This is a genomic window from Haloplanus aerogenes (genome assembly GCF_003856835.1).
Lineage (GTDB): Archaea > Halobacteriota > Halobacteria > Halobacteriales > Haloferacaceae > Haloplanus > Haloplanus aerogenes.
Genome location: NZ_CP034145.1, coordinates 3,426,182 through 3,447,376, shown reverse-complemented (window position 1 = coordinate 3,447,376; position 21,195 = coordinate 3,426,182). Strand labels below are relative to the sequence as shown.

Genomic DNA, 21,195 nt, shown 5'->3' with positions numbered 1-21,195 from the left:
ATTCCACGTGTCCGCACGTTCACGGCTCGCTCTCGCCCGGATCGTCGTTCGCGAGGTTCGGGCGCGGGACGCCACCCTTCTGGCCGCCAGCATCGCCTACTACGCGTTCGTCTCCCTGCTTCCACTGCTCGTCCTGACGACCGTCGTCGCCACCGTCGTCGGGGGGCCGGCGCTCCGGACGGCCGTCCTCGATCTCGCCGGCCGGTACCTGCTCCCCGTGGGGCAGGGGGTCGTCGGCGAGGCGCTGGCGAACACCACCGGGCGGGGCGGTGTCACACTCGTCGGCCTCGCCCTCCTGCTCTGGAGTTCGCTCAAACTCTTCCGCGGGATCGACACCGCCTTCGCCCGCATCTACGGCACCGAGCCCCGCGGTTTCCTCGGGAGCGTCCGCATCGGGGTGACGGTCCTCGCCGCCGTCGGCGCCGGATCGTTCGGCGGCATCCTCCTCGTCGGCGTCGTCGCCCTCCTCCGAACCCCAGTCGCCATCCTCGCGCCCTTGCTCTTCTTCGGCGTCCTCGTCGGCGCCCTCTTCCCGGTGTACTACCTGACGCCCACGACCGACCTCTCGATCCGGGAGGCACTGCCCGGCACCCTGCTCTGTGCCGCCGGGTGGACGGCCTTCGGAACCGCGTTCGCCCTCTACGCGGCTATCGCGACGACGAGCGGTCAGTTCGCGCTCTACGGCGTCCTCGGGGCGATCCTCCTCCTCGTGACGTGGTTCTACCTCGCGGGGCTGGTCCTGATCGTCGGCGCGATCCTCAACGCCGTCCGCACCGATCGCATCGTCGACCGGGATCGGCAGGTACAACACCCGCCGGACCGAGACGACGTGACGACGGCAATGACCGGCGACGATACGGACCCATCCCCGGCACCGGACATCGAGGACCTCGCCGACCGTCTCGACGAGGTCCGCACCGACCTCGACGACTTCGAGGCCGACGTCGAGGAGCGGACGGTCGACCGGCCGGATCTGGAGTCGGAGTTGAAAGCCTACGTCCGCGGGCGGATGCGCCGCGGTCACGCCCGTGGCTGGGGACCCTATCTCGTCCTCCTCTACGGGACGATCATGACGCTCGGCGCCTTCTACTTCTTCTCCAGCGACCTGCTCGCCATCGTCGCCATGATCGTGATCTTCCTCTCGACGCTCGGCCTGTACGTCCTCTTCGTCCTCGCCGGGTTCGGCTTCTCCCTGCTCGAAAAACCCGGGCAGGCGCTCGACGCGGTTCGGCGGTTCCGGCGCTGAGCACCCGTCGGAGCGCGACTTATATACTGCTCCCTGCCTACGGTCGGACTATGTCGCGTGTCGTCCAGCCTGTCGCCGACCGCGGTGTCGGTGAGACGGCAGTCGTCGAGACGGTGCCGGACGTGGTCGTCGACCTGTTCGGCCTCCTCACGCATCTCGGTGACCCGGTGACGCTGCTGGTGATCGTGGCCGCCGGCTACTTGCTGGCCGACCATCTCGACGTGTCCCGGACCCGGATGGCCGCCGCTATCGGCTTCGCACTCGGCGGCGTCGCGCTGACGCTCGCGCTCAAACACGCCTTCGCGCTGCCCCGACCGCCCGGCGCGGGCACCGACGGATTCGGCTTCCCCAGCGGTCACGCCATCGGCGCGACGGTCGTCTACGGCAGTCTGGCGGGCCTGCTGGCCGACCGTCGTCCGTTCCTGACCCGCGCCGCCGCCGTGCTGATCGTCGTCGTCGCCGCGTCCCGGGTCGTCATCGGTGTCCACTACCTCGTCGACGTATTCGTGGGCATCGCCGTCGGCGTCGGCTATCTCGCACTCGCCTTCCGACTCGGCCCCGGGTGGGCCCCCGACCGCGTGACCGCCGACGCCGCTGGCCGGACGTTCGCCCTCGCGGTCGGCGTCGCTCTCGCCGCCCTCGCGGTCACCGTCGTTCTCGACACCGTCATCGCCGTCGCCGGTGCCATCGGCGGGTGGCTCGGCTGGCGGTTCGCCGCCGACCGCATCGCCACTACGACCGGCTCGACGAGTCAACTCGTCCTCTCGCTGGTCGTCCTCCCGGCCGTCGCCGTCGTCGGCAGCACCGTCGTCGAGGGCGACGTCTCCCTCTCGCTCGCCGCCGTCCTCACTGGCGGCATCGTCGCGGTACTGATGGCCGTTCCCGGGGTGGCGGCGCTTCGCTCCCCGACGGAGTCACGGTCGTCCGGCTGATCGGTCGCGTTGCCGTCGCTGGGTGTCGCGAAAAACCGCAAAAAACCGCAAAAAACCGCAAAAAACCGCGCTACTCGGTCGTTAGAACTTCTCGAGGTAGCGGTCGATCTCCCAGTCGGAGACTTCGACGATGTACTCGCCGAACTCCTGGGACTTGGCCTCGACGAACTTCTCGGCGACGTGTTCGCCCATCGCACTCTTGATCGTCTCGTCGTTCTCGAAGGCTTCGACGGCTTCACCGAGGTTGGACGGGAGCGTCGTGATTCCGTACTCCTCACGCTTGGCCTCGTCGAACTCGTAGATGTTCTCACGAACCGGGTCGTCGCTTTCCATCTCTTCTTCGATACCCTCGAGACCGGCGTGGATCATGGCCGCGAAGGCGAGGTAGGGGTTACACGACGGGTCGGGCGAACGGAGTTCGATCCGCGAGGCCGCCGGGACGCGTGCGGCCGGTTTGCGGATGAGCGCCGAGCGGTTGCGGTCGGACCAGGCGACGTAGACGGGAGCCTCGTAGCCCGGCACCAGCCGCTTGTAGCTGTTGACCGTCGGGTTGGCGATGGCCGTGATCGCGGGGGCGTGTTCGAGGACGCCTGCGAGGAAGCTCTTGGCCGTGTCGCTCAGGTTGAACTCGTCGTCGTCGTCGTGGAAGGCGTTCTCGCCGTCCTCGGTGAACAGCGAGATGTGGGTATGCATCCCCGAGCCGTTGATCCGGGCGATGGGCTTGGGCATGAACGTCGCGTGCAGGTCGTGTTCGGCCGCGATGGCCCGGACGACCGAGCGGAAGGTCGCGACGTTGTCGGCCGTCGACAGGGCGTCGTCGTACGTGAAGTTGATCTCGTGCTGACCCTCGGCCACCTCGTGGTGCGAGGCTTCGATGTCGAAGCCCATGCTCTCGAGGCCGTAGATGATGTCACGGCGTACGTCGGACGCGAGGTCCTTGGGCGCGAGGTCGAAGTAGCCGCCGGCGTCGTTCGTCTTCGTCGTCGCGCGGCCCTCTTCGTCCTCCTCGAACAGGAAGAACTCCGGTTCGGGGGCCATGTTCACGTTGTAGCCCATCTCCTCGGCGCGGGCGATGGCGTCCTTGAGGACGCCACGCGGGTCGCCCGAGAACGGCTCGCCGGTCGAGGTGTCGATCACGTCACAGATGAGTCGAGCGGCCGCGCCGCCGTCCGAGTCGCCGTTCCGCCACGGGAGGACCGCGAACGTCTCCGGGTCGGGGTCGAGGCGCATGTCGGACTCCTGAATCCGGACGAAGCCGTCGATGGAGGACCCGTCGAAGTAGATGCCTTCCGTGAACGCTTTCTCGGCCTGCGTCGCCGGCACCGAGACGTTCTTGACCGTCCCGAGAATGTCGGTGAACTGCAGCCGGAGGAAATCGACGTTCTTCTCGTCGATCTCGTCGATTACGTCCTGTTCTGTGGCCGTCAAACCGCCGTCAGTAGCCGTGTTTTCGTCCGTCATGTTCTGGACAGGGTAAATCTATACTCCTAGTATTAAGCCCTTTTTGTTGTCTGCAATTTCCTCTCACCGTCGAACGGAATTGGATATTCGTAAACTTCTATACCCCCCGGGCCGTGTGTAACTGCCATGACGTACGAAAATCTCGACGCCAAGCTGATCAACGCACTCCTCGGTGACGGTCGAGCGAGCCTGCGCAGCCTCGCCGAAGAGCTCGACGTCTCCGTCACCACCGTCTCCAACCACCTGCGCGATCTGGAGGAGGAGGGCGTCATCGAGGGGTACACGCCACGCGTCAACTACGGCGCGCTCGGCTACGACGTGACGGCTATTCTCCAACTGAAGGTGGAGGGGAGCGCCCTGCCCGACATCACCGACCGCCTGCAGGAGCAGAAACAGATGGTCAGCGTCTACGAGGTCACCGGCGACTACGACGTGATCGCCATCGGGAAGTTCGTCGATACCGACGGCATGAACGAGCAGATCAAGACGCTCCTGACCGACGCCGACATCCGCGAGTCCAACACGAGCGTCGTCCTCAACGCCGTCGTCGAGAACAAGCAGTTCGACCTCGACATCGACGACGAGTGAGAGTCACTGTCGCCCCGTGAGCACCCGGGTCGACCTCCAGAACTATTTTTTCGCCGCGAACCCCAGCGTACGGCATGGCGATTCCCGACTGGACGTGGGGTGACGCGCCGGCAACCGACGCGCTGACCGGGCGGCCGTCGCCGTCCACGTCTCCTCCCGTCGACCCCCTCGCCGAGACGCTCTCGACGCTCTCGCACCCCGCTCGCCTCGAAATCCTGTTCGCGCTCGTCCGGGCGGACGGTCCCCTCGATTACACGTCGCTTCGCGCGGCCACCTCGGTTGCGGACAAGGGACAGTTCAACTACCACCTGCGCCAACTGCGGGGGCGGTTCGTCGCCGACCGTGACGACGGGTACGTGCCGACGACTGCCGGCCGGTCGGCCGTCAGGACGCTCTCGGCGGACGACCACCTCCGCGACGACTGACCTCTCGCTGCGCTGGGAGAAACGCGCTTCTCCGAGACTTTACCGGCGTCAACCCCATCCGTCCATTCACCGATGTCGTTCGGCTTCCCACAGAGAGGTGTCACTCCGTGACAGCCGCCCCCACCGACGACGCCCCCGACGTGCAGTTCGGCTGGACGGGTCTCCGTGACGGCTATCTCCGCTGTGTCCCCGTCGCACTTGGCGTCGCCGGCTACGGTGTCGTCTTTGGCGTCCTCGCCCGCGAGGCCGGTCTCAGCGTGGCGGAAGCGACGTTGATGAGCGCGACGGTGCTCGCCGGTGCCGCCCAGTTGATCGCCGTGGAACTGTGGGCCGACCCCGTGCCCGTCGCGACTGTCGTCGGCACGGTACTCGTCGTGAACCTCCGGTACGTGCTGATGGGGGCCGCGCTCAGACCGTGGTTTCGTCGCCTCTCACCCCGACAGGCGTACGCGAGCGTCTTCTTCACCGCCGACGAGAACTGGGCGCTGACGATGGGAGAACTCCGTTCGGGAAGTCGGCAAGGAGCATTCCTCCTCGGTTCGGGCCTCGCCATCTGGTCGTTCTGGGTGGCCGCGACAGTCGTCGGTGCGACGGCCGGGGGCGTCGTCGGCGACCCGGCGCGCTACGGCCTCGATTTCGCACTTACTGCCGTGTTCCTCACTATCGCGGTCGACCTCTGGGAGGGCCCGTCGACGGCCGTCCCCTGGGGAACCGCCGCAGTCGTCGCTGTCCTGACCGAGGCGCTTCTCCCCGGTCGGTGGTACGTCCTCTGTGGCGCACTCGCGGGGGCGCTGACGGTGGTGATCCGGCGTGACGCGTGATCCACTCGCCCTCGCGCCGCTCACCGTCGGCGTCGTCCTCGCCATGGCCGTCGCCACCTACCTGACGAAGGCCGGCGGCCTCTGGGTGCTCGGTCGTGTCGACCTCCCCGACCGAGCCGAACGCGCACTCGACGCCCTGCCCGGCGCCGTCGTCGTCTCCATCCTCGCGCCGGCCGTCGTCACCGCCGACCCGCCGACGTGGCTCGCGGCCGGGGTCGTGGTGATCGCCGCTCGTCGGACCGGCCGCGTCCTCGTGGCGCTCCTTTTCGGCGTTGGCGCGATCCTGCTCTTTCGAGGCGTGCTCTAGCGCGAGTCAGGGCCCGAGAGCTCCACCCCGTGAGGCGTCCCGCGGAGCTGTGCCTGCCGGATCACGCCCATCCGCCAGCGGAGCACCCCGACACAGCCAAGCCCCACACACAGCGCGCCCGCGACGACGTAGAACGCGAGTTCGTAGCTCCCGGTCAGTTCGACGATGCGGGCCACCAGCGTCGGCCCCGCGACGCCCGCCATGGACCACGCCGTGAGCGTGTAGCCGTGGATCGCGCCCAGTTCCTGCGTGCCGAACAGGTCAGCGAGATACGCCGGGAGGCAGGCGAAGCCGCCGCCGTAGCACGTGATCACGAGGAACAACACGCCCGCGAACAGCGGGACGGCCGTGATCCGCGGGAGCGCGAGGAAGGCAACGATCTGGATGCCGAAGAAGGCGGCGTAGGTGGTGGTACGACCGAGGTAGTCCGACAGGCTGGACCAGACGATACGCCCCGTGCCGTTGAACAGGCCGATCAACCCCACCACGGTGGCCGCGACGCCAGCGCTCGCCCCCGTGATCGCCTGCGTCATGTTCGACGCCACCGACAGGAGCATGATTCCCGCGGAGACGTTGATGAAGATGATCAGCCAGACGAGATAGAACTGCGGCGTCCGGATCGCCTCGCTCGCCGTTCGCTGTTCCAGGTCGGTGGCGACGACCACGCCGTGACTGTCCGTCTCGACCACCGCGTCCGGGTCGATGCCCGCGGGCACCCACCCCTCCGGTGGCTTCTCCAGATACGCCGCCCCGGCCGCCATCGCCACGAAGTAGCCGACGCCGAGGACGTAGAACGTCGTCGGGATGCTCGTCGACTGAATCAGGTAGTTCGCGATCGGTCCGGTCACCAGCGCGCCGGCGCCGAAGCCCATCACCGCTAGCCCCGTCGCCAGCCCCCGTCGGTCGGGGAACCACTTCACCAGTGTCGAGATGGGGCTGATGTAGCCTAGCCCGAGACCGACGCCGGCGAGGATGCCGTAGGTCAGCACGAACCCCACGTGGCTGCCGGCCTCGACGGCGACGCCGGCGAGGATCGTTCCGCCGGCGAACGCGACGGCCGCGGCGGTCCCCGACACCCGCGGTCCGTAGCGCTCCACGTACCGTCCCAAGAGCGCCGTCGACATCCCCAGCGTGAAGATGGCGACGGTGAATCCGAGCGTCACGTCGCCGATGCTCCACCCCTGAGACGCCTGAAGTGGGCGCTGGTAGACGCTGTACGCGTACACCGAGCCGATAGAGAGGTGGATCAGCATCGCCGACGCGGCGATGAGCCACCGATTTTTCGTGGTCGTGGGGGACATACGTGCCGCATCGACCGACGCGGGGAAAAAACAGTGTGGCGACTGCCGATATCGTAGATTACTCGAACCCGTCCTACTTCCACCTTTTTCCCGCTCGCTCCCGCCGCTCGCTCCCCCGGTCGCTCGCGGCAAAAAGCTGGAGCAAAAAACCGCTATTCGAACCCGTCTTCGAACACGAAGGTCCCGTTGCGCTGAACGACCTCGCCGTCCACCTCGATCACGGAGTCCTCGGACATGTCGACGATCATGTCGACGTGTTCGGCGCTCTCGTTGCGCTCGTTTTCCTCACCGACCGTGTCGGCGTAGGCGTTGCCGACCGCCATGTGGACCGTATCGCCCATCTTCTCGTCGAACAGCATGTTGTACGTGAACTGGTCGATGGAGCGATTCATCCCGATGCCGAGTTCGCCGAGATAGCGCGCACCCTCGTCGGTCTCCAGAATGCCCGTCAGCACGTCCTCGTTCCGATCGGCGCTGTGGCCGACGACCTTGCCGTCCTCGAACCGGAGGCGGGCGCCCTCGATCTCCTTGCCCTTCCGGTACAGCGGCATATCGAAGTGAACGTAGCCCTCGACCGACTCCTTGACCGGCGCGGTGAACACCTCGCCGCCGGGCAGGTTGTGCTCGCCGTAGTCGTTCAGCGTGGGGTTTCCCGCGACGGACATCGTCACGTCGGTGTCGTCGCCGCTCTTGATCCGCACCTCGTCGGCACCGTCCAGAATCTCCACCATCTGCGCCTGGTGTTCGCGCTGTTCGTCCCAGTCGAGCGTGACGGCGTCCCAGACGAAGTTCTCGTAAGCTTCGGTGCTCATCGCCGCGAGCTGGGCGTGGCCGGAGGAGGGATACTGCGTGAGACACCAGCGCTTGCCCAGTCGTTCGTCGAGGACGGGGCGCATCGCCCGCCGGTAGGCGGCGTTGGTCTCGGGGGTCACGTCGCTTTGCTCGGAGACGTTCTCGCCGCCGCGGGCGATGACGAAGGCGTCCGCCTCCTCGAACAGGGCGAGCTGGTGGCTCGGCGTCTCGAAGGCGTCGTCGTCGCTCGCGCGGAGATACGCCCGCGCTGCCCGCTCGGAGTTGTTCAGGTAGACGGGACTGGCGCCCCGATCACCGATCACCTCGTGGAGAGCGACCGCGAGATCCTCCGCGACTGCCGGCATGCTGATGACGACGTTGTCGCCCGATTCGATGCGCGTCGAGTGATCGACGATAATCTCCGCGTGTGTACGAATGCGCGGGTCCATGGATTCGCCTTCCGTCGCCGCCGGCAAAGCCTTTCGGAGTCAGAGGTATCACATTTTTATCCTGTGCGAACGAATGACATACGGTCGCCGAAACGAGCGGCCGATACCCCATGCCGACGTTCATCAGTCTCGTGAACTACACGGGGGAGGGCGTACAGCACATGGACGAAAGTCCCGACCGACTCGACGCCGCGCGGAATGTGGTCGAGTCGATGGGCGGAGAACTTCGGGAGTTCTACCTCACGATGGGGCAGTACGACGCCGTCGTGATCATGGAGATGCCCGACGCGGAGACGGCGACGCAGGCCGGCATCACCATCTCCGGCGCGGGCGCGGTCAGGACCGAGACGTTGCGGGCGTTCCCGGAAGACGAGTACCGCGAGTTGATCGACGGCCTGCCCTGAACCACCCCGTCTCTTTTTCCCGCCGCCGCTCGGACCCCGACCATGATCGACCTCCGATCCGACACTGTTACCCGCCCCTCCGACGCGATGCGTGACGCCGCCCGCGACGCCGATGTGGGTGACGACGTGTACGGCGACGACCCGACGGTGAACGATCTCGAACGCCGTGCGGCCGAACTCGTCGGCTGTGAGGCCGCGCTGTTCGTCCCGACGGGGACGATGGGGAACCAGATCGCGGCGCGCGTCCACGCCGATGCCGGGACCGAGGCGATCGTCGACCGCGAGGCCCACGTCGTCCGATGGGAGGTGGGCGGTCTCGCCCGCCACGCCAGCCTCCAGACCCGTACCGTCGACGCCGAGCGTGGCGTCCCGACGCCCGAGCAGATTCACGCCACCTGCCATGCCGCCGACCTCCACCGCCCCGGCACCGGCCTCCTCTGTCTGGAGAACACGCACAACGCTCGCGGGGGCGTCGCCGTCCCGGTCGATCGGATTCGGGCGGCCGCTGACGCCGCACACGACCACGGCGTGCCCGTCCATCTCGACGGCGCGCGCCTGTTCAACGCCTGCGTCGCCCTCGATGCCGACCCCGCGGAGATGGTCGCCCCCGTCGACTCCGTCCTCTTCTGTCTCTCGAAGGGACTGGGCGCGCCGGTCGGGTCGATGCTCGCCGGCAGCGAGAAGTTCGTCGCCGAGGCCCGCCGGATGCGCAAACTCCACGGCGGCGGGATGCGACAGGCGGGGATTATCGCCGCACCCGGCCTCCTCGCGCTGAAAAACCGCGACCGCCTCGCAGTCGACCACGAGAACGCGGAGCGGCTCGCCGCCGGACTCGACGCCCTCGACGGCGTCTCGGCGCCCACGCCGGAGACGAACATCGTCGTCGCCGACGTGAGCGGGACCGACCGCGACGCCGCGGGATTCGTCGATGCCTGCACCGACCGCGACGTGGGCGCGGTCCCCGTCGGCGACGCGACGGTCCGGTTCTGTACGCACCTCGACGTGGGCCGGGAAGACGTGGATCGGGCGCTAGAGCGGATCGAAGCCGCCGTCTACAGCTCGGGTTCGACGTAGACGAAACGCACCCGGTCGTCGCGCCCCCGCAGTTTCTCCTCGATTCGACTGATGTCGGCGTCGATGTCTTCGGTGTCGAGTTCGGGATCGAAGCTCACGTCGGCGGCCACGAGGATGGCGGACGGACCGACGAACATCGTCCGGAAGCGGTCGACGTGGGTCACGCCCGGGTGATCGCGGATGATGGACTCGAAGTCCGACTCCAGCCCCTTCGGTGCGCTCTCTCCCAGCAGGAGGCGTTTGTTCTCCCACGCTAGCGCCAGCGCGAAGCCCATCAGCATGACGCCGATGAACGCGGCGGAGACGGCGTCGTAGATGTGATTGCCGGTCACTCGCGTGAGGACGATGCCCACGAGAGCGACGCTGGCGCCGCCGAGGGCGATGGCGTCCTCGGTGAACGCGGTGAGCGTCGTCACGTCACTGGTCTCTCGGAACGCCTCGACGAGGTTCGACCAGCCGTACTCCTCCATCTGCCGCCGGAGTTCGGCGTGGGCCTTCACGAACGCGTACGTCTCGAACGCGATGGCGCCGAGGAGGACGGCCACGCTCACGTAGACGGCGTCGAAGGTGACGCCCGCGAGCGTCACCATCCCCGGTGCCGCCGAGTGGCCGTGGATGATGGCGTCGTAGCCGTGTTTCAGGCTCTCCCAGCCCGCGATACCGAACAGGAGGACTGACACCAGGAAACTGTAGAAGAACTGTGCCTTCCCGTAACCGAAGGGGTGCCCCCGACTCGGTTTCTTCCCGCTGTACCGGATGCCGATCAGTAGGAACACCTGGTTGCCAGTGTCGGAGATGGAGTGGTACGTCTCCGAGAGCATGGAGGGACTCCCGGTGAGCAGAAAGGCCATGAACTTCAGGACGGCGATAGCCCCGTTCGCGACGAGTGCGGCTAGGACGACCGACTTGCTGCCAGCCATGTGCGTCTCGTCGGCGGGCCCCCGATTCAACCTTCCGACCGAAATCGAGTTGCCGGTGGGGGGTTATCCCTCCCTATGCTCGTCGTTTGCTCCGACACACACGGCACCGACGACCCCCGCCTGACCGGCCGGACTCGCGACGCCGTCGACGCCGCGGACCTCGTGATCCACGCTGGCGACTTCACCACGGCCGCAGTCCTCGACGCGTTCCGCGACCGGACCGACCGCCTCGTCGCCGTCCACGGCAACGCCGACACAGTCGCCGTGCAGGAGCGCTTGCCACCCGCCGCGACGACGACCTACGCCGGCGTCCGAATCGCCATCACCCACACCGAACGCGGCGGGGCGACGGCGCTCTCGCTGTTCGGCCGGCAGCGCGGCGCCGACCTCGTCGTCTCGGGGCACACCCACCGCCCGACGGTCGACACGCCGGAAGCGGGGCCGACGCTTCTCAACCCGGGGAGCCACGCCGACCCGCGGGGGAACCGCGCGGCCCACGCCGAACTCTGGCCGGCGGGGAGCGACGCGGCGCCGGCCGAGGTGCCCGACGGCGTGGCGTCGGGACTCGTCGGCGTTCTGCGGTCGCCCGAGGGCGACGTTATCGGTCGGATTCGGGTGCCGGCGTCGGAGTGACGCGGACTGCAGTGAGGATACTCGGCTCGGTGGCGTGCGACACACCGCCCGAACGGGGCGAAAAGTGGAGGGCCGAAGCGAGGTCGGGGGACCACGCAGATCGACGTACAGCCGTGACGATATTATAAACACCGTAGGCTCAAAGCGGCATTGTAGCTACCGGTGTCTTCCGGCACGTATCCTTAGCATACGGTGGTTTAACGACACGTTATTCGAAGTAGACGACAATTTACTAACCAGATGGAGGTGCACGTATCTGTTCAGAGTGATAACAAATGACAAAAGATTTCGAACTCTCTCGTCGGAAGGCGCTCGCGGCACTCGGGACGGTGGGGATTGCCTCCGCCGGGGCGGGCCTCGGGACGAGCGCGTTCTTCAGTGATCAGGAAACGTTCGAGAACAACGCGCTCGTGGCCGGCACCCTCGACATGGGCGTCGGCTATTCGGCCCACTACTCCGACTGGATGCCGAACGCGAACGGAGTCCCAGAAGACGAGGGCGTACCGAACGTCCGGATGTGGGACGGTCCCGCCGGGACGACGGGTGGCCCGGGTGACCTCGAACCGGACGAGGTGGGACTCCCCGCCAACGCAGCGTGGCTCATCGCCGTCTCCGACGACGACGACGACGGCACGCCAGACACGGCGGTGGCGGAGCAGTTCCTCGAGAACACGGAGTATCAGTCCTTCAACGACGGCACCCTCGACTGTATCGACGGCGAGGCGAATTCGCAGGCCGATGAGGAGGATCGCCCCGTCATCGACCTCGACGACGTGAAGCCGGGCGACTTCGGTGAGGTCACGTTCGACTTCATCCTCTGTGACAACCCCGGATTCGTCTGGCTGAACGGCTCGCTCCGGAGCGCGAGCGAGAACGGCGTGACCGAACCGGAGGCCGACGACCCCGACGAGGGGCCGGGCGTCGAACTCCTCGACGCCGTGCGGGCGGCCGTCTGGGTCGACGATGGCAACAACTTCCAGAACAACGACGAGACTCCCCTCGCCGTTGGCTCGATTGGCGAAGTCCTCGGGATGCTGAACGGCGGGAGCCTCGGGACGGCACTCAACGGTGACATCCCCGCGGAGGAGGGCGGTGGTGCGGCCGACGCGCGGAACTGCTTCTCCGCGGAGACGGAACACTCCATCGTGTTCGCGTGGTGGGTGCCCGTCGACCACGGCAACGAGATTCAGACCGACAGCGCGACCTTCGACCTCAGCCTCTACGCCGAACAGTGCCGCCACAACGACGGCAGTGGGATGAACGACGAACCCACTGGCGAACCCGGTGGCGAACCCGGCGGCGAACCCGGCGATGGGGTGGACGGAGACGGCGCGATCAGCTTCCTCGCGGCCTGCGTGGCCTCGGACAGCGACGTCACGGACGCGACCATAACCGTCGAGGAGGAAATCGACTTTGACGACGACGGCGACCCGACGGCCGTCAGGTGGAGCACCGACGAACCCATCGACGCCCTGGTGATGAAATACGGCTCGTCGACGGATCCGATGGGGCCGAAGTTCACGACGTACACCTTCGATCCCGCGACGAGTTTGGGGACGGCCGTGACCGGCGCGGACGAGGACGGCGTCTTCGGCGACGAGAGCGACAATCCGGCGACGACGAGTACGGCGACCGACTCGGACCAGACCGAGAGCGAGCCGTGTCCGGACGGGTACACGGAGGTCCACAAGCTCGAATTCGACTGAACGGATCTCCGGCCGCGGCGGTCCGGATACCCCGCCACCCGGACTGACGGGGCCCCGATCCGCGGTACCTTTCCGCCCCCGAAACGGCTTTGTGCGCCCCGAACCACGTCCCCATCATGCAGGCGACCGTTCTCCAGCTCTCCTCGCTCCTCGAGGATCCCATCTTCCTCGCGCTGGTGGCGCTCATGCTGTTGCTCGTCTTCTTCGGCTACCTGCTCGTCCGTCGGACGCTCCTCTCGCTCCGTGAGGGGTACGACGAGGGGTATCGCTAATCCCCCTCCTCGGCGCTCGGCCGGTACCGCTTAATACCCCCTTCACACAGACGGACACAACTCGATGGTTGCCACCGGAACACTGCTGACGTTCGCCGTCGCCGCCCTCGCCAGCCTCTTCATGGCGTGGGCCATCGGTGCCGGCTCCTCGGGATCGACGCCCTTTGCCGCCGCCGTCGGTGCGAACGCCATCTCCGTGATGCGGGCCGGGTTCGTCGTCGGCCTCCTCGGTTTCGCCGGCGCGGTGTTACAGGGTGCGAACGTCACCGAGGCGGTCGGCACGCAACTGATCGGCGGCGTGTCGCTCACCGCCACCGCGGCCATCGTCGGCCTCCTCACCGCCGCGATCCTCGTCGCTATCGGCGTCTTCACCGGCTACCCCATCGCCACCGCCTTCACCGTCACCGGCGCCGTCGTCGGCGTCGGCCTCGCTCTCGGCGGCGACCCCGCGTGGGCGAAGTACCGTCAGATCGCGACGCTGTGGGTCCTGACGCCCTTCGTCGGCGGCGGCGTCGCCTACGCCACCGCACGATTGCTCCGCTCCCCATCCGTGCCCGAACGGTACGCCATCGCCGTCCTCGGCGGCCTCGTCGGTGCCCTCGTCGCCACCATCGAGTTCGCCGCGCTCGGTCCCGCTGGCGAACAGGGCTCTATCGCGGGCACGCTCGCCGCCGATCTCCCGGCCGGCGCGAGTGCCGTCACGCTCGGTTGCGCCCTCCTCGTCGCCGCCGTCCTCTATCGCGGCCTCGTGACCGACCCCGAGGCGACTCAGCGTCGCTTCCTCCTCGCACTCGGCGGCCTCGTCGCCTTCTCCGCCGGCGGGAGTCAGGTGGGACTGGCCATCGGACCGCTGGTGCCACTGCTCGACGACTTCGCTATCCCGCTCCCGGCGGTGCTCGCAGGCGGCGGATTCGGCCTCTTGCTCGGCTCCTGGACCGGCGCGCCACGCATGATCAAGGCGCTCGCACAGGACTACTCCTCGCTTGGCCCGCGACGCTCCATCGCGGCGCTCATCCCCTCCTTCGCCATCGCGCAGGCCGCCGTCGCCTTCGGCATCCCCGTCTCGTTCAACGAGATCGTCGTCTCGGCGATCATCGGCTCCGGCTACGCGGCAGGCGGGAGTGGCGTCAGCCGGCAGAAAATGCTCTACACCGTCCTCGCGTGGCTCGGCTCGTTGCTCCTCGCGCTCACGCTCGGCTACGGGGCGTTTACGGTTATCGACGCCGTGGTGGCGTGATCGGTGATCAGCCCTCGGCTTCCGCCTCGTCCGGGGACTCCTCCTCGTCCGCGTCCTCGTGGATCGTGATTCGGGCCTTCATGATCCGGGTGTTGTCCACCTGCTCGATCCGGATGGTGATGCTGTCGTACTCGATCGTCTCTCCCTCCTCGACGAGGCGGCCGGCGCGGTTGAAGATGAAGCCCGCGAGCGTCTCGAACTCCTCGCCCTCCGGCAGGTCGAGATCGAGCGTCTCGTTCACCTCGTCGATGTTGACCTCGCCGCGGACGATCACCACGTCGTCCTCGACGAACTCGAACGGCTCCTCCTCGTCGCCTTCGAGGATGTCGCCGACGATCTCCTCGACCATGTCCTCCAGCGTGATCAGGCCCTCCGTCGTCCCGAACTCGTCGATGACGATCACCATCCGCATCCGGTTGTCCTGAATCTCCTCCAACAGTTCGTCGACGTTCTTCGACTCGGGAACGTGGAGGGTGGGCTGGACCACGTCCGTCAGGTCGCTCTGTCCCTCGCCGTAGTCCTTCTCGCGGATGAGGTCCCGGAGGGTGACGATGCCGATGATGTTGTCCAGATTCCCCTCGTAGACGGGGATGCGCTCGTGATCGCTCTGGACGCAGGTCTCGATGGCCTCGTCGAGGGTGGCGTCTTTCGGCACCGCCGTCATGTCCAGTCGTGGCGTCATCACCTCCTTGGCGATGGTGCGGTTGAACCGGAAGATGCGCTGGAACATCTCGCGTTCCTCCTCCTCGATCACGCCCTCGCGCTCCCCGGTCTGGATCATGTTCTGGATTTCGTCGCGGGTGACGTACGTCGTCTCGATGGCCGAGCGCCCACCGGTCACGCGGTTGACGATGCGGGTCAGGTAGTCGAAGACCACGACCAGCGGGAGCAAGGCGAGTTCGGAGTATTTGAGCGGGCTCGCGATCCGAAGCGCCCACGACTCCGTGTTCTCGACCGCGTAGGACTTGGGCGCGCTCTCCCCGAACAGGAGGACGAGCGTCGTGATCCCGAACGTCGCCGCGAGGACGGCCTGCCCCTGCGAGAGGTAGATGGCGAAGAGTCCGGTGGCGATGGAGGACATCGCGATGTTGACGATGTTGTTGCCGACGAGGATCGTGATCAGGAGCCGGTGTGGGTCGGACTTCAGCTCCTGGACCACCGCAGCCCCGGGGACGCCCTCCTCGACGAGCGACTCGACCCGGTGGCGAGCCAGCGAGAACATCGCGATCTCGGAGGAGGAGAAAAACGCCGACAGCGCGATCAACACCAGGATCGCCAGCGATCCGGCGATAGTGACGGTCGTGTCCGTTAGTGGCACGAATTCGGAGAGTTGCGCCAAGCTACCGACGCCTGCGGCGCTCGCTGTCGGCGACAAACCCATGGAAGTAGTGACCCTTATCACGGGCCTGAATTAAGCGTTGCCCTCACAAGTCCCGTATCACCCGAGCGAAGGGCTTAGGCCACGGCCTACCCTACGGCGTTATATGTCTAACAGCGACCCGCCGATCACCCTGTATCGGTTGCAGGCGTGTCCGTACTGCGAACGCGTCGTCCGAACGCTGCAGGATCTCGGGCTCGACTACACCTCGCGGTTCGTCGAGCCGATGCACTCCGAGCGCAACGTCGTCAAGCGGGTCGCCGGCTCGCGGCCCGTCCCCGCCATCGTCGACGAACGCACCGGCGTCACGATGTCCGAATCGGCCAACGTCGTCGAGTATCTCGAATCGACCTACGGCGGCGGCCTCGTCGACGCCGAGGGGGGTGACGACTGATGGTCGATTTCGAGGTCGTCGACCTGCCCGCGACCGACCACGTGGACGAGGGTGACCGCGCGCCCGACTTCACCCGGCCCCTCGTCAACGACGAGTACTGGGCGGACGCGTCCCTCTCCGACCTGACCGACGACGGCCCCGTCTGTCTCGTCTTCTACCCCATGGACGGCGCCTTCCCTGCGACGTACATCTGGAACGAACTCCGGGACCGCGCGCTCGACGACCTGCTCACCGTCGTCGGCGTCTCCATCTCCACCCCCTACGCCCACAAGCGACTCATCGAGGAGCGCGGCATGAACTACGACCTCTTTTCCGACCCCGCGAACGGCGTCGCCGAGCAGTACGGCGTCGTCAACGACCTCGACGGAATGGCCGGTATCTCGGAAGCTCGGCCCGCCACCTTCCTGATCGACGAGGATCGCACCGTCCAGTACGCGTGGGTGGCCGAGGAGTGGCCCGACTTCCCGCCCTACGACGACCTCGAAGCCGAGATTCGGGCGCTCGTCGACTGAATGAGCGTCGCCGACGCTGCGGCGGCCGTCCGCGACGGTCTGGCCGTCGTCTACCCGACCGAGACGGTGTACGGCCTCGGCGCCGACGCCACCGACGCCGACGCCGTAGAGCAGGTGTTCGACCTGAAGGGACGGCCGCGGGACAACCCCCTCTCGCTCGGCGTCCCCTCCGTCGACGCCGCCCTCGACTACACCCGACCAACGGAGCGGGAGGAACGGTTCATGCGCCGTTTCCTCCCCGGCCCCGTGACCGTCATCGTCGAACGCCGTCCGTCCCTGCCCGACGCCCTCACCGCCGGCCGCGACCGGGTCGGCGTCCGGGTTCCCGACCACGAGACGGCACTCGAACTGCTGGAACGGACGCCGCCCCTGACCGCCACCAGCGCCAACCGCTCCGGCTCACCGAGCGTCACCCGCGTCACGGATCTCGACGACCGGATCCGTGAGGGCGTCGCCGTCGTCGTCGACGGCGGCGAGACGCCCGGCACCGAGAGCACCGTCGTCGACCCCGGCCGAGGCGTGATCCACCGCCGCGGCGCGATGGCCGACGAGATCGAGGCGTGGTTATCGAAGTTGCAAGGCTAAAACCCCGCTCTTCAGGGCGGGGAGAATGTCAACGTAGTGGCAAGTTCAAACACTACGACAGGCCGAGCAGTGACCTGAGCGACCGTGTCCGGACGCCACATTGCTCGCGGTAGTCGCAGGCCTCGCATTTCGCCTCGTCGTCGATCCGTGCTGGCGGCCCGTCGATCCCGCTGATCGTCCGCACTGTCCGCCGGTAGGCGGCCCGGTTGCGCGTCGTCAGATCGACTCGGCGGACGATGCCATGAGCCGGATACTCGACGAGCGCCGCCGGAATCTCCTGCTCGCGCTCCCACGCCAGCGCCTTCGCCATCGCCACCACCCGAACCCGCTGGGGTCGCCACACGCCCCGCTCCGGCGGTCGGCCCGGCGAGACGAACGTCGGCGTCGGCGGCTCGCCCGGGAGAATCTTGTGCGCGACGCCGCGACACTCCCGCCCCGTCAGCGTCCGCTCCCGGTCGGACGGATCGGTCAGTGCCGCCCAGTCGTCGCGCTCGGCGAGGCGGTCGAGCGCCGCGCGGTACGCCGCCGGCGGGCACTCGATCGGCTCCGCTGTGAGGGCCGCGTCGCTCGCCTTGCGGAGTTCGGGATAGCGAAACGCCAGATTGCGGCGGGCGCGGGCCGCCGGTGGCGGGTCCTCGATTCCCTCCCGCTTGGCGTAGTAATACTGCCGGGGACAGTAGGTCGCTCGCGCGAGTTCGGCGAAGGTGAGCACGGACACCGGTGGCCGCGCCATCCGGCTTGAATCGCGGGGGCGTCGGCCCGTTTCGCCGACCTCCTATTTCTGCTGATAATTTGGAGGGAGCGTTTAAGCGTCCCCACCCCACATCTCGGACCGGAGGAACAGGGGGTGGCGTCGCCATCGCCCAACAGCTATGAATTCGAACGTCAAGGACGAGACCGGGCACGAACTGACCGCAGACGACCGGCGCAGATACGCCGAATTGACCACTGGGAACGGCGAGTGTATCATCTACGACCGCGAGAACCACGGTGCGTGGATTCAATCGACAGTGTCGATGCCGGTAGCACAGCTCGATTGACCTGGTTTGCTCCGACCGATTCGACGACGCCGAGCGGCGGCACTCGACGGACCGGTCGACACGCCGTAGAAAACGGTCGCGGTGGCTTCTCGTACGGATTATTGTAACTGTGTACCGGTGGTTCGCAAAGACGGTCCGGCGAACCCCCGGTAATGACTTACAATAACCCGTATCAGACCGACTGCGCGTCGTCTCGAACGTTGCCAGACTGGCCGTTCTCGTAGCGACGTTCGGCCAACCAGCCGCCGAACGTTAGCCCGATTAGCGACAGGGACAACGACGGGAACAGTTCGATGCCGACGGCTAGCCCCAGTCCGGTGACGATGATCACACCGAGCGTCATGCCGATGAGCGAAGCGCGCGTTCTTCCCTTCATAGCCGGTCGCTGGGTACGGGAACGGCCGTATTTACTGTCATTTATCGTGTTATTTTCGTCTTGGCCGTAACGTTGAATACGGAGATTACTGGTCGGGAGCGTCGCTCTCGGTGGGTCTGTGAGCGTCGTTGTTCGGATAGTCGTGGGATTTCTCGGACCCGCGTCGGTGGTCACTCCGCACCGAGAGATCGACGTTGTGCAGGCGGCGAGCGTTGATGGCGACGATGATCGTCGACAGCGACATGAAGACGGCCCCGACAGCAGGCGACAGCAGGATACCGACGGGAGCGAGCACTCCCGCCGCGAGCGGGAGGGCGAACACGTTGTAGCCCGTCGCCCAGACGAGGTTCTCCTGCATCTTCCGGTAGCTCGCCTTCGAGAGCGTGATGAGTCGAACGACGCCCAGTGGATCGTTCTCGACGAGGATGATGTCGCCCGATTCGATGGCCACGTCCGTCCCGCTCCCGATGGCGATACCGACGTCGGCCCGCGCCAGGGCCGGCGCGTCGTTGACGCCGTCGCCGACCATCGCGACCAGTTTCCCCTCCTGCTGGAGCTGTTCGACTTTCGTATCTTTCTCTTCGGGTAGCACTTCGGCGAAGTACTGATCGATGCCGAGTTCCTCCGACACGGCGGCGGCGACGTCTTCTGAGTCGCCCGTGAGCATCGCCACTTCGATCCCCATCGCGTGCAGCACCCGAACCGTCTCTCGGCTCTCTTCGCGGACGACGTCCGCCAGAGCGAACGCCGCGACGACAGCCGATTCGTCGCGGACGAGGTAGACGACCGTCTGGGCGTTGGCTCCCGATTCGGTCGCGAACGTCGCGATAGCGTCGGGACGCTCCACGTCGAATCTGTCCAGTAGATTCGGCCCGCCGACGTGGTAGCGCTCTCCATCTACCGACGCTCGAACACCGAGCCCACGGAGATTTTCGAACCCCGTCGCACGAGCGTGATCGATTCCTCGCTCGTCGGCGGCGTTGTGAATCGCCCGTGCGATCATGTGTTCGGAGTCGGCTTCGATTGCCGTGGCGACGCTGAACGCCCGTTCGTCGTCCCAGCCCTCGGCCGTTTCGACGCCGACGACGCCCTGTTCGCCTTTCGTGAGCGTCCCGGTCTTGTCGAACATCACCGTATCCAGTTTCCGGGCCTCTTCCATGGCGATCCGGTCGCGAACGAGCATCCCGTTTTTCGCGGCCGTGGACGTGTTGATGGCGACGACCAGCGGGACGGCGAGGCCGAGCGCGTGGGGGCAGGCGATGACCAGCACCGTCACGACGCGTTCGAGAACGGCCACGTCGAACCCCTCCGTGACTCCCCACGCGACGGCCGTGATGCCCGCGACCGCGAGGGCGACGTAGAACAGCCAGCCCGCGGCACGGTCGGCGAGCAGTTGCGTTCGGGACTTCGACGTCTGTGCCTCCTCGACGAGGCGCATGATGCCTGCGAGGGCCGTCTCGTCACCGGTCTTCGTCACGCGAACCCGCAGACTGCCGTCCTGATTGACCGTGCCAGCGACGACTTCCGAGCCGGGTTCCGTGTCCACGGGTCGGGACTCGCCGGTGATCATCGATTCGTCGACCGAGGACTCACCCTCGACGACTTCGCCGTCGGCCGGAACGGATGCGCCGGGACGAATCAACACGACGTCGCCTTCGGAGAGGTCGGACACGGGCACCATCTCCGTGTCCCCACTCTCGGTGACGCGCTCGGCCGTGTCGGGCATGAGTTTGGCCAGTTCGTCCAGTGCCCCGGAGGCCTGTCGAACCGATCGCATCTCCATCCAGTGACCCAGCAACATGACGTCGATCAGCGTGACGAGTTCCCAGAAAAACGGGGTCGTTCCCTCGAGAAACAGGCTGGCGATGGAGTAGGTGAACGCGACGGTGATCGCCAGCGAGATGAGCATCATCATCCCCGGCTCCCGGTTTTTCAGTTCCGTCCGGGCCATCGAGAGAAACGGGACGCCGCCGTAGACGAAGACGACCACGGAGAGGACGGGTGGGATCCAGACACTTCCGGGGACGGCCGGCGCAGAGTACCCCAAGACGTTCTGAACGAACTCGCTGAAGACGACGACGGGGATGGAGAGCGCGAGCGATACCCAGAATCGACGCCGGAACAGCTGCTCGTGACCGGTGTGATCCGTGTGGGCACCGTGATCGCCGTCTCCGGGCGCACCCTGCTCGTGACCGGAGGGATGCTCGGCCGCACCGGGACGAGCGTGGTCGGTCCCGGCGTGACTGTGCCCGTGTTCCGGCGCGGCCGAGCGGACTGCCACTCTCGCCTCGTCGTCCGCTTCTAGTTGGCAGAGGCGACAACACCGAACGGGTCCCGTCGCG

Annotated in this window: 23 protein-coding genes; 15 read left to right on the top strand and 8 right to left on the bottom strand. The window is 66.9% G+C overall.

The annotated features are described in order from the left end of the window. Window positions 1-7: 7 nt before the first annotated feature. Window positions 8-1,246, top strand: a complete 1,239-nt coding sequence (locus tag DU502_RS17685; protein WP_121921322.1) for a YihY/virulence factor BrkB family protein — start codon at window positions 8-10, stop codon at window positions 1,244-1,246. Window positions 1,247-1,296: 50 nt separating this feature from the next. Beyond that, on the top strand, window positions 1,297-2,178 hold the full coding sequence (locus tag DU502_RS17680) for a phosphatase PAP2 family protein (RefSeq protein ID WP_121921323.1): 882 nt from the start codon (window positions 1,297-1,299) through the stop codon (window positions 2,176-2,178). Between the two features lie 81 nt (window positions 2,179-2,259). Here DU502_RS17680 and glnA read toward each other — a convergent pair whose 3' ends face one another. Next, window positions 2,260-3,639, bottom strand: a complete 1,380-nt coding sequence (gene glnA / locus DU502_RS17675) for a type I glutamate--ammonia ligase (RefSeq protein ID WP_121921324.1) — start codon at window positions 3,637-3,639, stop codon at window positions 2,260-2,262. A 126-nt stretch (window positions 3,640-3,765) separates the two neighbouring features. On the opposite strand from glnA, the gene lrp reads away from it, so the two are divergent. From lrp to DU502_RS17655, 4 genes are all read left to right on the top strand, one after another. Continuing rightward, a complete protein-coding gene (lrp, locus tag DU502_RS17670; protein ID WP_121921325.1) occupies window positions 3,766-4,227 on the top strand; it encodes an HTH-type transcriptional regulator Lrp in 462 nt (153 codons plus the stop codon). A gap of 74 nt (window positions 4,228-4,301) precedes the next feature. Beyond that, complete coding sequence (locus tag DU502_RS17665) at window positions 4,302-4,652, top strand: ArsR/SmtB family transcription factor (protein ID WP_121921326.1); 351 nt, start codon at window positions 4,302-4,304, stop codon at window positions 4,650-4,652. 107 nt (window positions 4,653-4,759) lie between these two features. Next, window positions 4,760-5,473, top strand: a complete 714-nt coding sequence (locus tag DU502_RS17660) for an AzlC family ABC transporter permease (protein WP_241966825.1) — start codon at window positions 4,760-4,762, stop codon at window positions 5,471-5,473. Continuing rightward, the gene (locus DU502_RS17655) at window positions 5,463-5,780 is read left to right on the top strand and encodes an AzlD family protein (protein ID WP_121921328.1); all 318 of its coding nucleotides are present in this window, start codon (window positions 5,463-5,465) and stop codon (window positions 5,778-5,780) included. The genes DU502_RS17660 and DU502_RS17655 overlap by 11 nt, the downstream gene beginning before the upstream one ends. Here DU502_RS17655 and DU502_RS17650 read toward each other — a convergent pair. Next, on the bottom strand, window positions 5,777-7,081 hold the full coding sequence (locus tag DU502_RS17650) for an L-lactate MFS transporter (RefSeq protein ID WP_121921329.1): 1,305 nt from the start codon (window positions 7,079-7,081) through the stop codon (window positions 5,777-5,779). The genes DU502_RS17655 and DU502_RS17650 overlap by 4 nt on opposite strands. A 152-nt stretch (window positions 7,082-7,233) precedes the next feature. Next, window positions 7,234-8,322, bottom strand: coding sequence for an aminopeptidase (locus DU502_RS17645; RefSeq protein WP_121921330.1), 1,089 nt, complete (start codon window positions 8,320-8,322; stop codon window positions 7,234-7,236). Window positions 8,323-8,432: 110 nt separating this feature from the next. Here DU502_RS17645 and DU502_RS17640 point away from each other — a divergent pair, with 110 nt between their 5' ends. Together DU502_RS17640 and DU502_RS17635 are read left to right on the top strand one after the other, a co-directional pair. Next, a complete protein-coding gene (locus DU502_RS17640; RefSeq protein ID WP_121921331.1) occupies window positions 8,433-8,726 on the top strand; it encodes a GYD domain-containing protein in 294 nt (97 codons plus the stop codon). Window positions 8,727-8,768: 42 nt separating this feature from the next. Further along, window positions 8,769-9,800 carry a threonine aldolase family protein gene (locus tag DU502_RS17635; RefSeq protein ID WP_121921332.1) on the top strand — a complete coding sequence of 344 codons (1,032 nt, stop codon included), beginning with the start codon at window positions 8,769-8,771 and terminating at the stop codon, window positions 9,798-9,800. On the opposite strand, the gene DU502_RS17630 is transcribed toward DU502_RS17635, so the two are convergent. Beyond that, complete coding sequence (locus DU502_RS17630) at window positions 9,779-10,720, bottom strand: cation diffusion facilitator family transporter (RefSeq protein ID WP_121921333.1); 942 nt, start codon at window positions 10,718-10,720, stop codon at window positions 9,779-9,781. The genes DU502_RS17635 and DU502_RS17630 overlap by 22 nt on opposite strands. 75 nt (window positions 10,721-10,795) lie before the next feature. On the opposite strand from DU502_RS17630, the gene DU502_RS17625 reads away from it, so the two are divergent. The 4 genes from DU502_RS17625 (at window position 10,796) to DU502_RS17615 (ending at window position 14,568) form a co-directional block, all read left to right on the top strand. Next, window positions 10,796-11,353, top strand: a complete 558-nt coding sequence (locus tag DU502_RS17625) for a metallophosphoesterase (RefSeq protein WP_121921334.1) — start codon at window positions 10,796-10,798, stop codon at window positions 11,351-11,353. A 275-nt stretch (window positions 11,354-11,628) separates the two neighbouring features. Further along, a complete protein-coding gene (locus tag DU502_RS17620) occupies window positions 11,629-13,059 on the top strand; it encodes a SipW-dependent-type signal peptide-containing protein (RefSeq protein ID WP_121921335.1) in 1,431 nt (476 codons plus the stop codon). Between the two features lie 116 nt (window positions 13,060-13,175). After that, window positions 13,176-13,331: a DUF7859 family protein gene (locus DU502_RS18495; protein ID WP_166033702.1), complete on the top strand. Its 156-nt coding sequence runs from the start codon at window positions 13,176-13,178 to the stop codon at window positions 13,329-13,331. Between the two features lie 64 nt (window positions 13,332-13,395). After that, complete coding sequence (locus DU502_RS17615) at window positions 13,396-14,568, top strand: inorganic phosphate transporter (RefSeq protein WP_121921336.1); 1,173 nt, start codon at window positions 13,396-13,398, stop codon at window positions 14,566-14,568. Between the two features lie 7 nt (window positions 14,569-14,575). Here the strand turns inward: DU502_RS17615 and DU502_RS17610 are convergent, their stop codons facing one another. After that, window positions 14,576-15,949 (bottom strand): hemolysin family protein, encoded by a 1,374-nt coding sequence (locus tag DU502_RS17610; protein ID WP_121921337.1) that lies wholly within the window; start codon window positions 15,947-15,949, stop codon window positions 14,576-14,578. Window positions 15,950-16,052: 103 nt separating this feature from the next. Between DU502_RS17610 and DU502_RS17605 the strand changes: the two genes are divergently transcribed. Genes DU502_RS17605 through DU502_RS17595 form a run of 3 tightly spaced genes read left to right on the top strand, consistent with a single transcriptional unit; the run spans window position 16,053 to window position 17,437 of the window. Continuing rightward, window positions 16,053-16,340 (top strand): glutathione S-transferase N-terminal domain-containing protein, encoded by a 288-nt coding sequence (locus DU502_RS17605; RefSeq protein ID WP_121921338.1) that lies wholly within the window; start codon window positions 16,053-16,055, stop codon window positions 16,338-16,340. After that, entirely contained in the window at window positions 16,340-16,852 is a 513-nt protein-coding gene (locus DU502_RS17600) for a redoxin domain-containing protein (protein ID WP_121921339.1), read from the top strand. The genes DU502_RS17605 and DU502_RS17600 overlap by 1 nt, the downstream gene beginning before the upstream one ends. After that, window positions 16,853-17,437, top strand: coding sequence for an L-threonylcarbamoyladenylate synthase (locus DU502_RS17595; protein ID WP_121921340.1), 585 nt, complete (start codon window positions 16,853-16,855; stop codon window positions 17,435-17,437). A gap of 52 nt (window positions 17,438-17,489) precedes the next feature. Here DU502_RS17595 and DU502_RS17590 read toward each other — a convergent pair whose 3' ends face one another. From DU502_RS17590 to DU502_RS17580, 3 genes are all read right to left on the bottom strand, one after another. After that, on the bottom strand, window positions 17,490-18,170 hold the full coding sequence (locus DU502_RS17590) for a CRISPR-associated protein Cas4 (RefSeq protein ID WP_121921341.1): 681 nt from the start codon (window positions 18,168-18,170) through the stop codon (window positions 17,490-17,492). A gap of 479 nt (window positions 18,171-18,649) precedes the next feature. After that, window positions 18,650-18,853, bottom strand: coding sequence for a hypothetical protein (locus tag DU502_RS17585; protein WP_124897117.1), 204 nt, complete (start codon window positions 18,851-18,853; stop codon window positions 18,650-18,652). 85 nt (window positions 18,854-18,938) lie between these two features. Then, on the bottom strand, window positions 18,939-20,978 hold the full coding sequence (locus DU502_RS17580) for a copper-translocating P-type ATPase (RefSeq protein ID WP_124897119.1): 2,040 nt from the start codon (window positions 20,976-20,978) through the stop codon (window positions 18,939-18,941). Window positions 20,979-21,195: the final 217 nt, after the last annotated feature.

Bases quoted from the DNA above. Each gene is read 5' to 3' on its own strand.
- DU502_RS17585 (WP_124897117.1), bottom strand. From the start codon at position 18,853: ATGAAGGGAAGAACGCGCGCTTCGCTCATCGGCATGACGCTCGGTGTG.
- glnA (WP_121921324.1), bottom strand. From the start codon at position 3,639: ATGACGGACGAAAACACGGCTACTGACGGCGGTTTGACGGCCACAGAA.
- DU502_RS17600 (WP_121921339.1), top strand. From the start codon at position 16,340: ATGGTCGATTTCGAGGTCGTCGACCTGCCCGCGACCGACCACGTGGAC.
- DU502_RS17640 (WP_121921331.1), top strand. From the start codon at position 8,433: ATGCCGACGTTCATCAGTCTCGTGAACTACACGGGGGAGGGCGTACAG.
- DU502_RS17605 (WP_121921338.1), top strand. From the start codon at position 16,053: ATGTCTAACAGCGACCCGCCGATCACCCTGTATCGGTTGCAGGCGTGT.
- DU502_RS17615 (WP_121921336.1), top strand. From the start codon at position 13,396: ATGGTTGCCACCGGAACACTGCTGACGTTCGCCGTCGCCGCCCTCGCC.
- DU502_RS17680 (WP_121921323.1), top strand. From the start codon at position 1,297: ATGTCGCGTGTCGTCCAGCCTGTCGCCGACCGCGGTGTCGGTGAGACG.
- DU502_RS17590 (WP_121921341.1), bottom strand. From the start codon at position 18,170: ATGGCGCGGCCACCGGTGTCCGTGCTCACCTTCGCCGAACTCGCGCGA.
- DU502_RS17625 (WP_121921334.1), top strand. From the start codon at position 10,796: ATGCTCGTCGTTTGCTCCGACACACACGGCACCGACGACCCCCGCCTG.
- DU502_RS17645 (WP_121921330.1), bottom strand. From the start codon at position 8,322: ATGGACCCGCGCATTCGTACACACGCGGAGATTATCGTCGATCACTCG.
- DU502_RS17665 (WP_121921326.1), top strand. From the start codon at position 4,302: ATGGCGATTCCCGACTGGACGTGGGGTGACGCGCCGGCAACCGACGCG.
- DU502_RS17620 (WP_121921335.1), top strand. From the start codon at position 11,629: ATGACAAAAGATTTCGAACTCTCTCGTCGGAAGGCGCTCGCGGCACTC.
- DU502_RS17595 (WP_121921340.1), top strand. From the start codon at position 16,853: ATGAGCGTCGCCGACGCTGCGGCGGCCGTCCGCGACGGTCTGGCCGTC.
- lrp (WP_121921325.1), top strand. From the start codon at position 3,766: ATGACGTACGAAAATCTCGACGCCAAGCTGATCAACGCACTCCTCGGT.
- DU502_RS17635 (WP_121921332.1), top strand. From the start codon at position 8,769: ATGATCGACCTCCGATCCGACACTGTTACCCGCCCCTCCGACGCGATG.
- DU502_RS17610 (WP_121921337.1), bottom strand. From the start codon at position 15,949: ATGGGTTTGTCGCCGACAGCGAGCGCCGCAGGCGTCGGTAGCTTGGCG.
- DU502_RS17630 (WP_121921333.1), bottom strand. From the start codon at position 10,720: ATGGCTGGCAGCAAGTCGGTCGTCCTAGCCGCACTCGTCGCGAACGGG.
- DU502_RS18495 (WP_166033702.1), top strand. From the start codon at position 13,176: ATGCAGGCGACCGTTCTCCAGCTCTCCTCGCTCCTCGAGGATCCCATC.
- DU502_RS17650 (WP_121921329.1), bottom strand. From the start codon at position 7,081: ATGTCCCCCACGACCACGAAAAATCGGTGGCTCATCGCCGCGTCGGCG.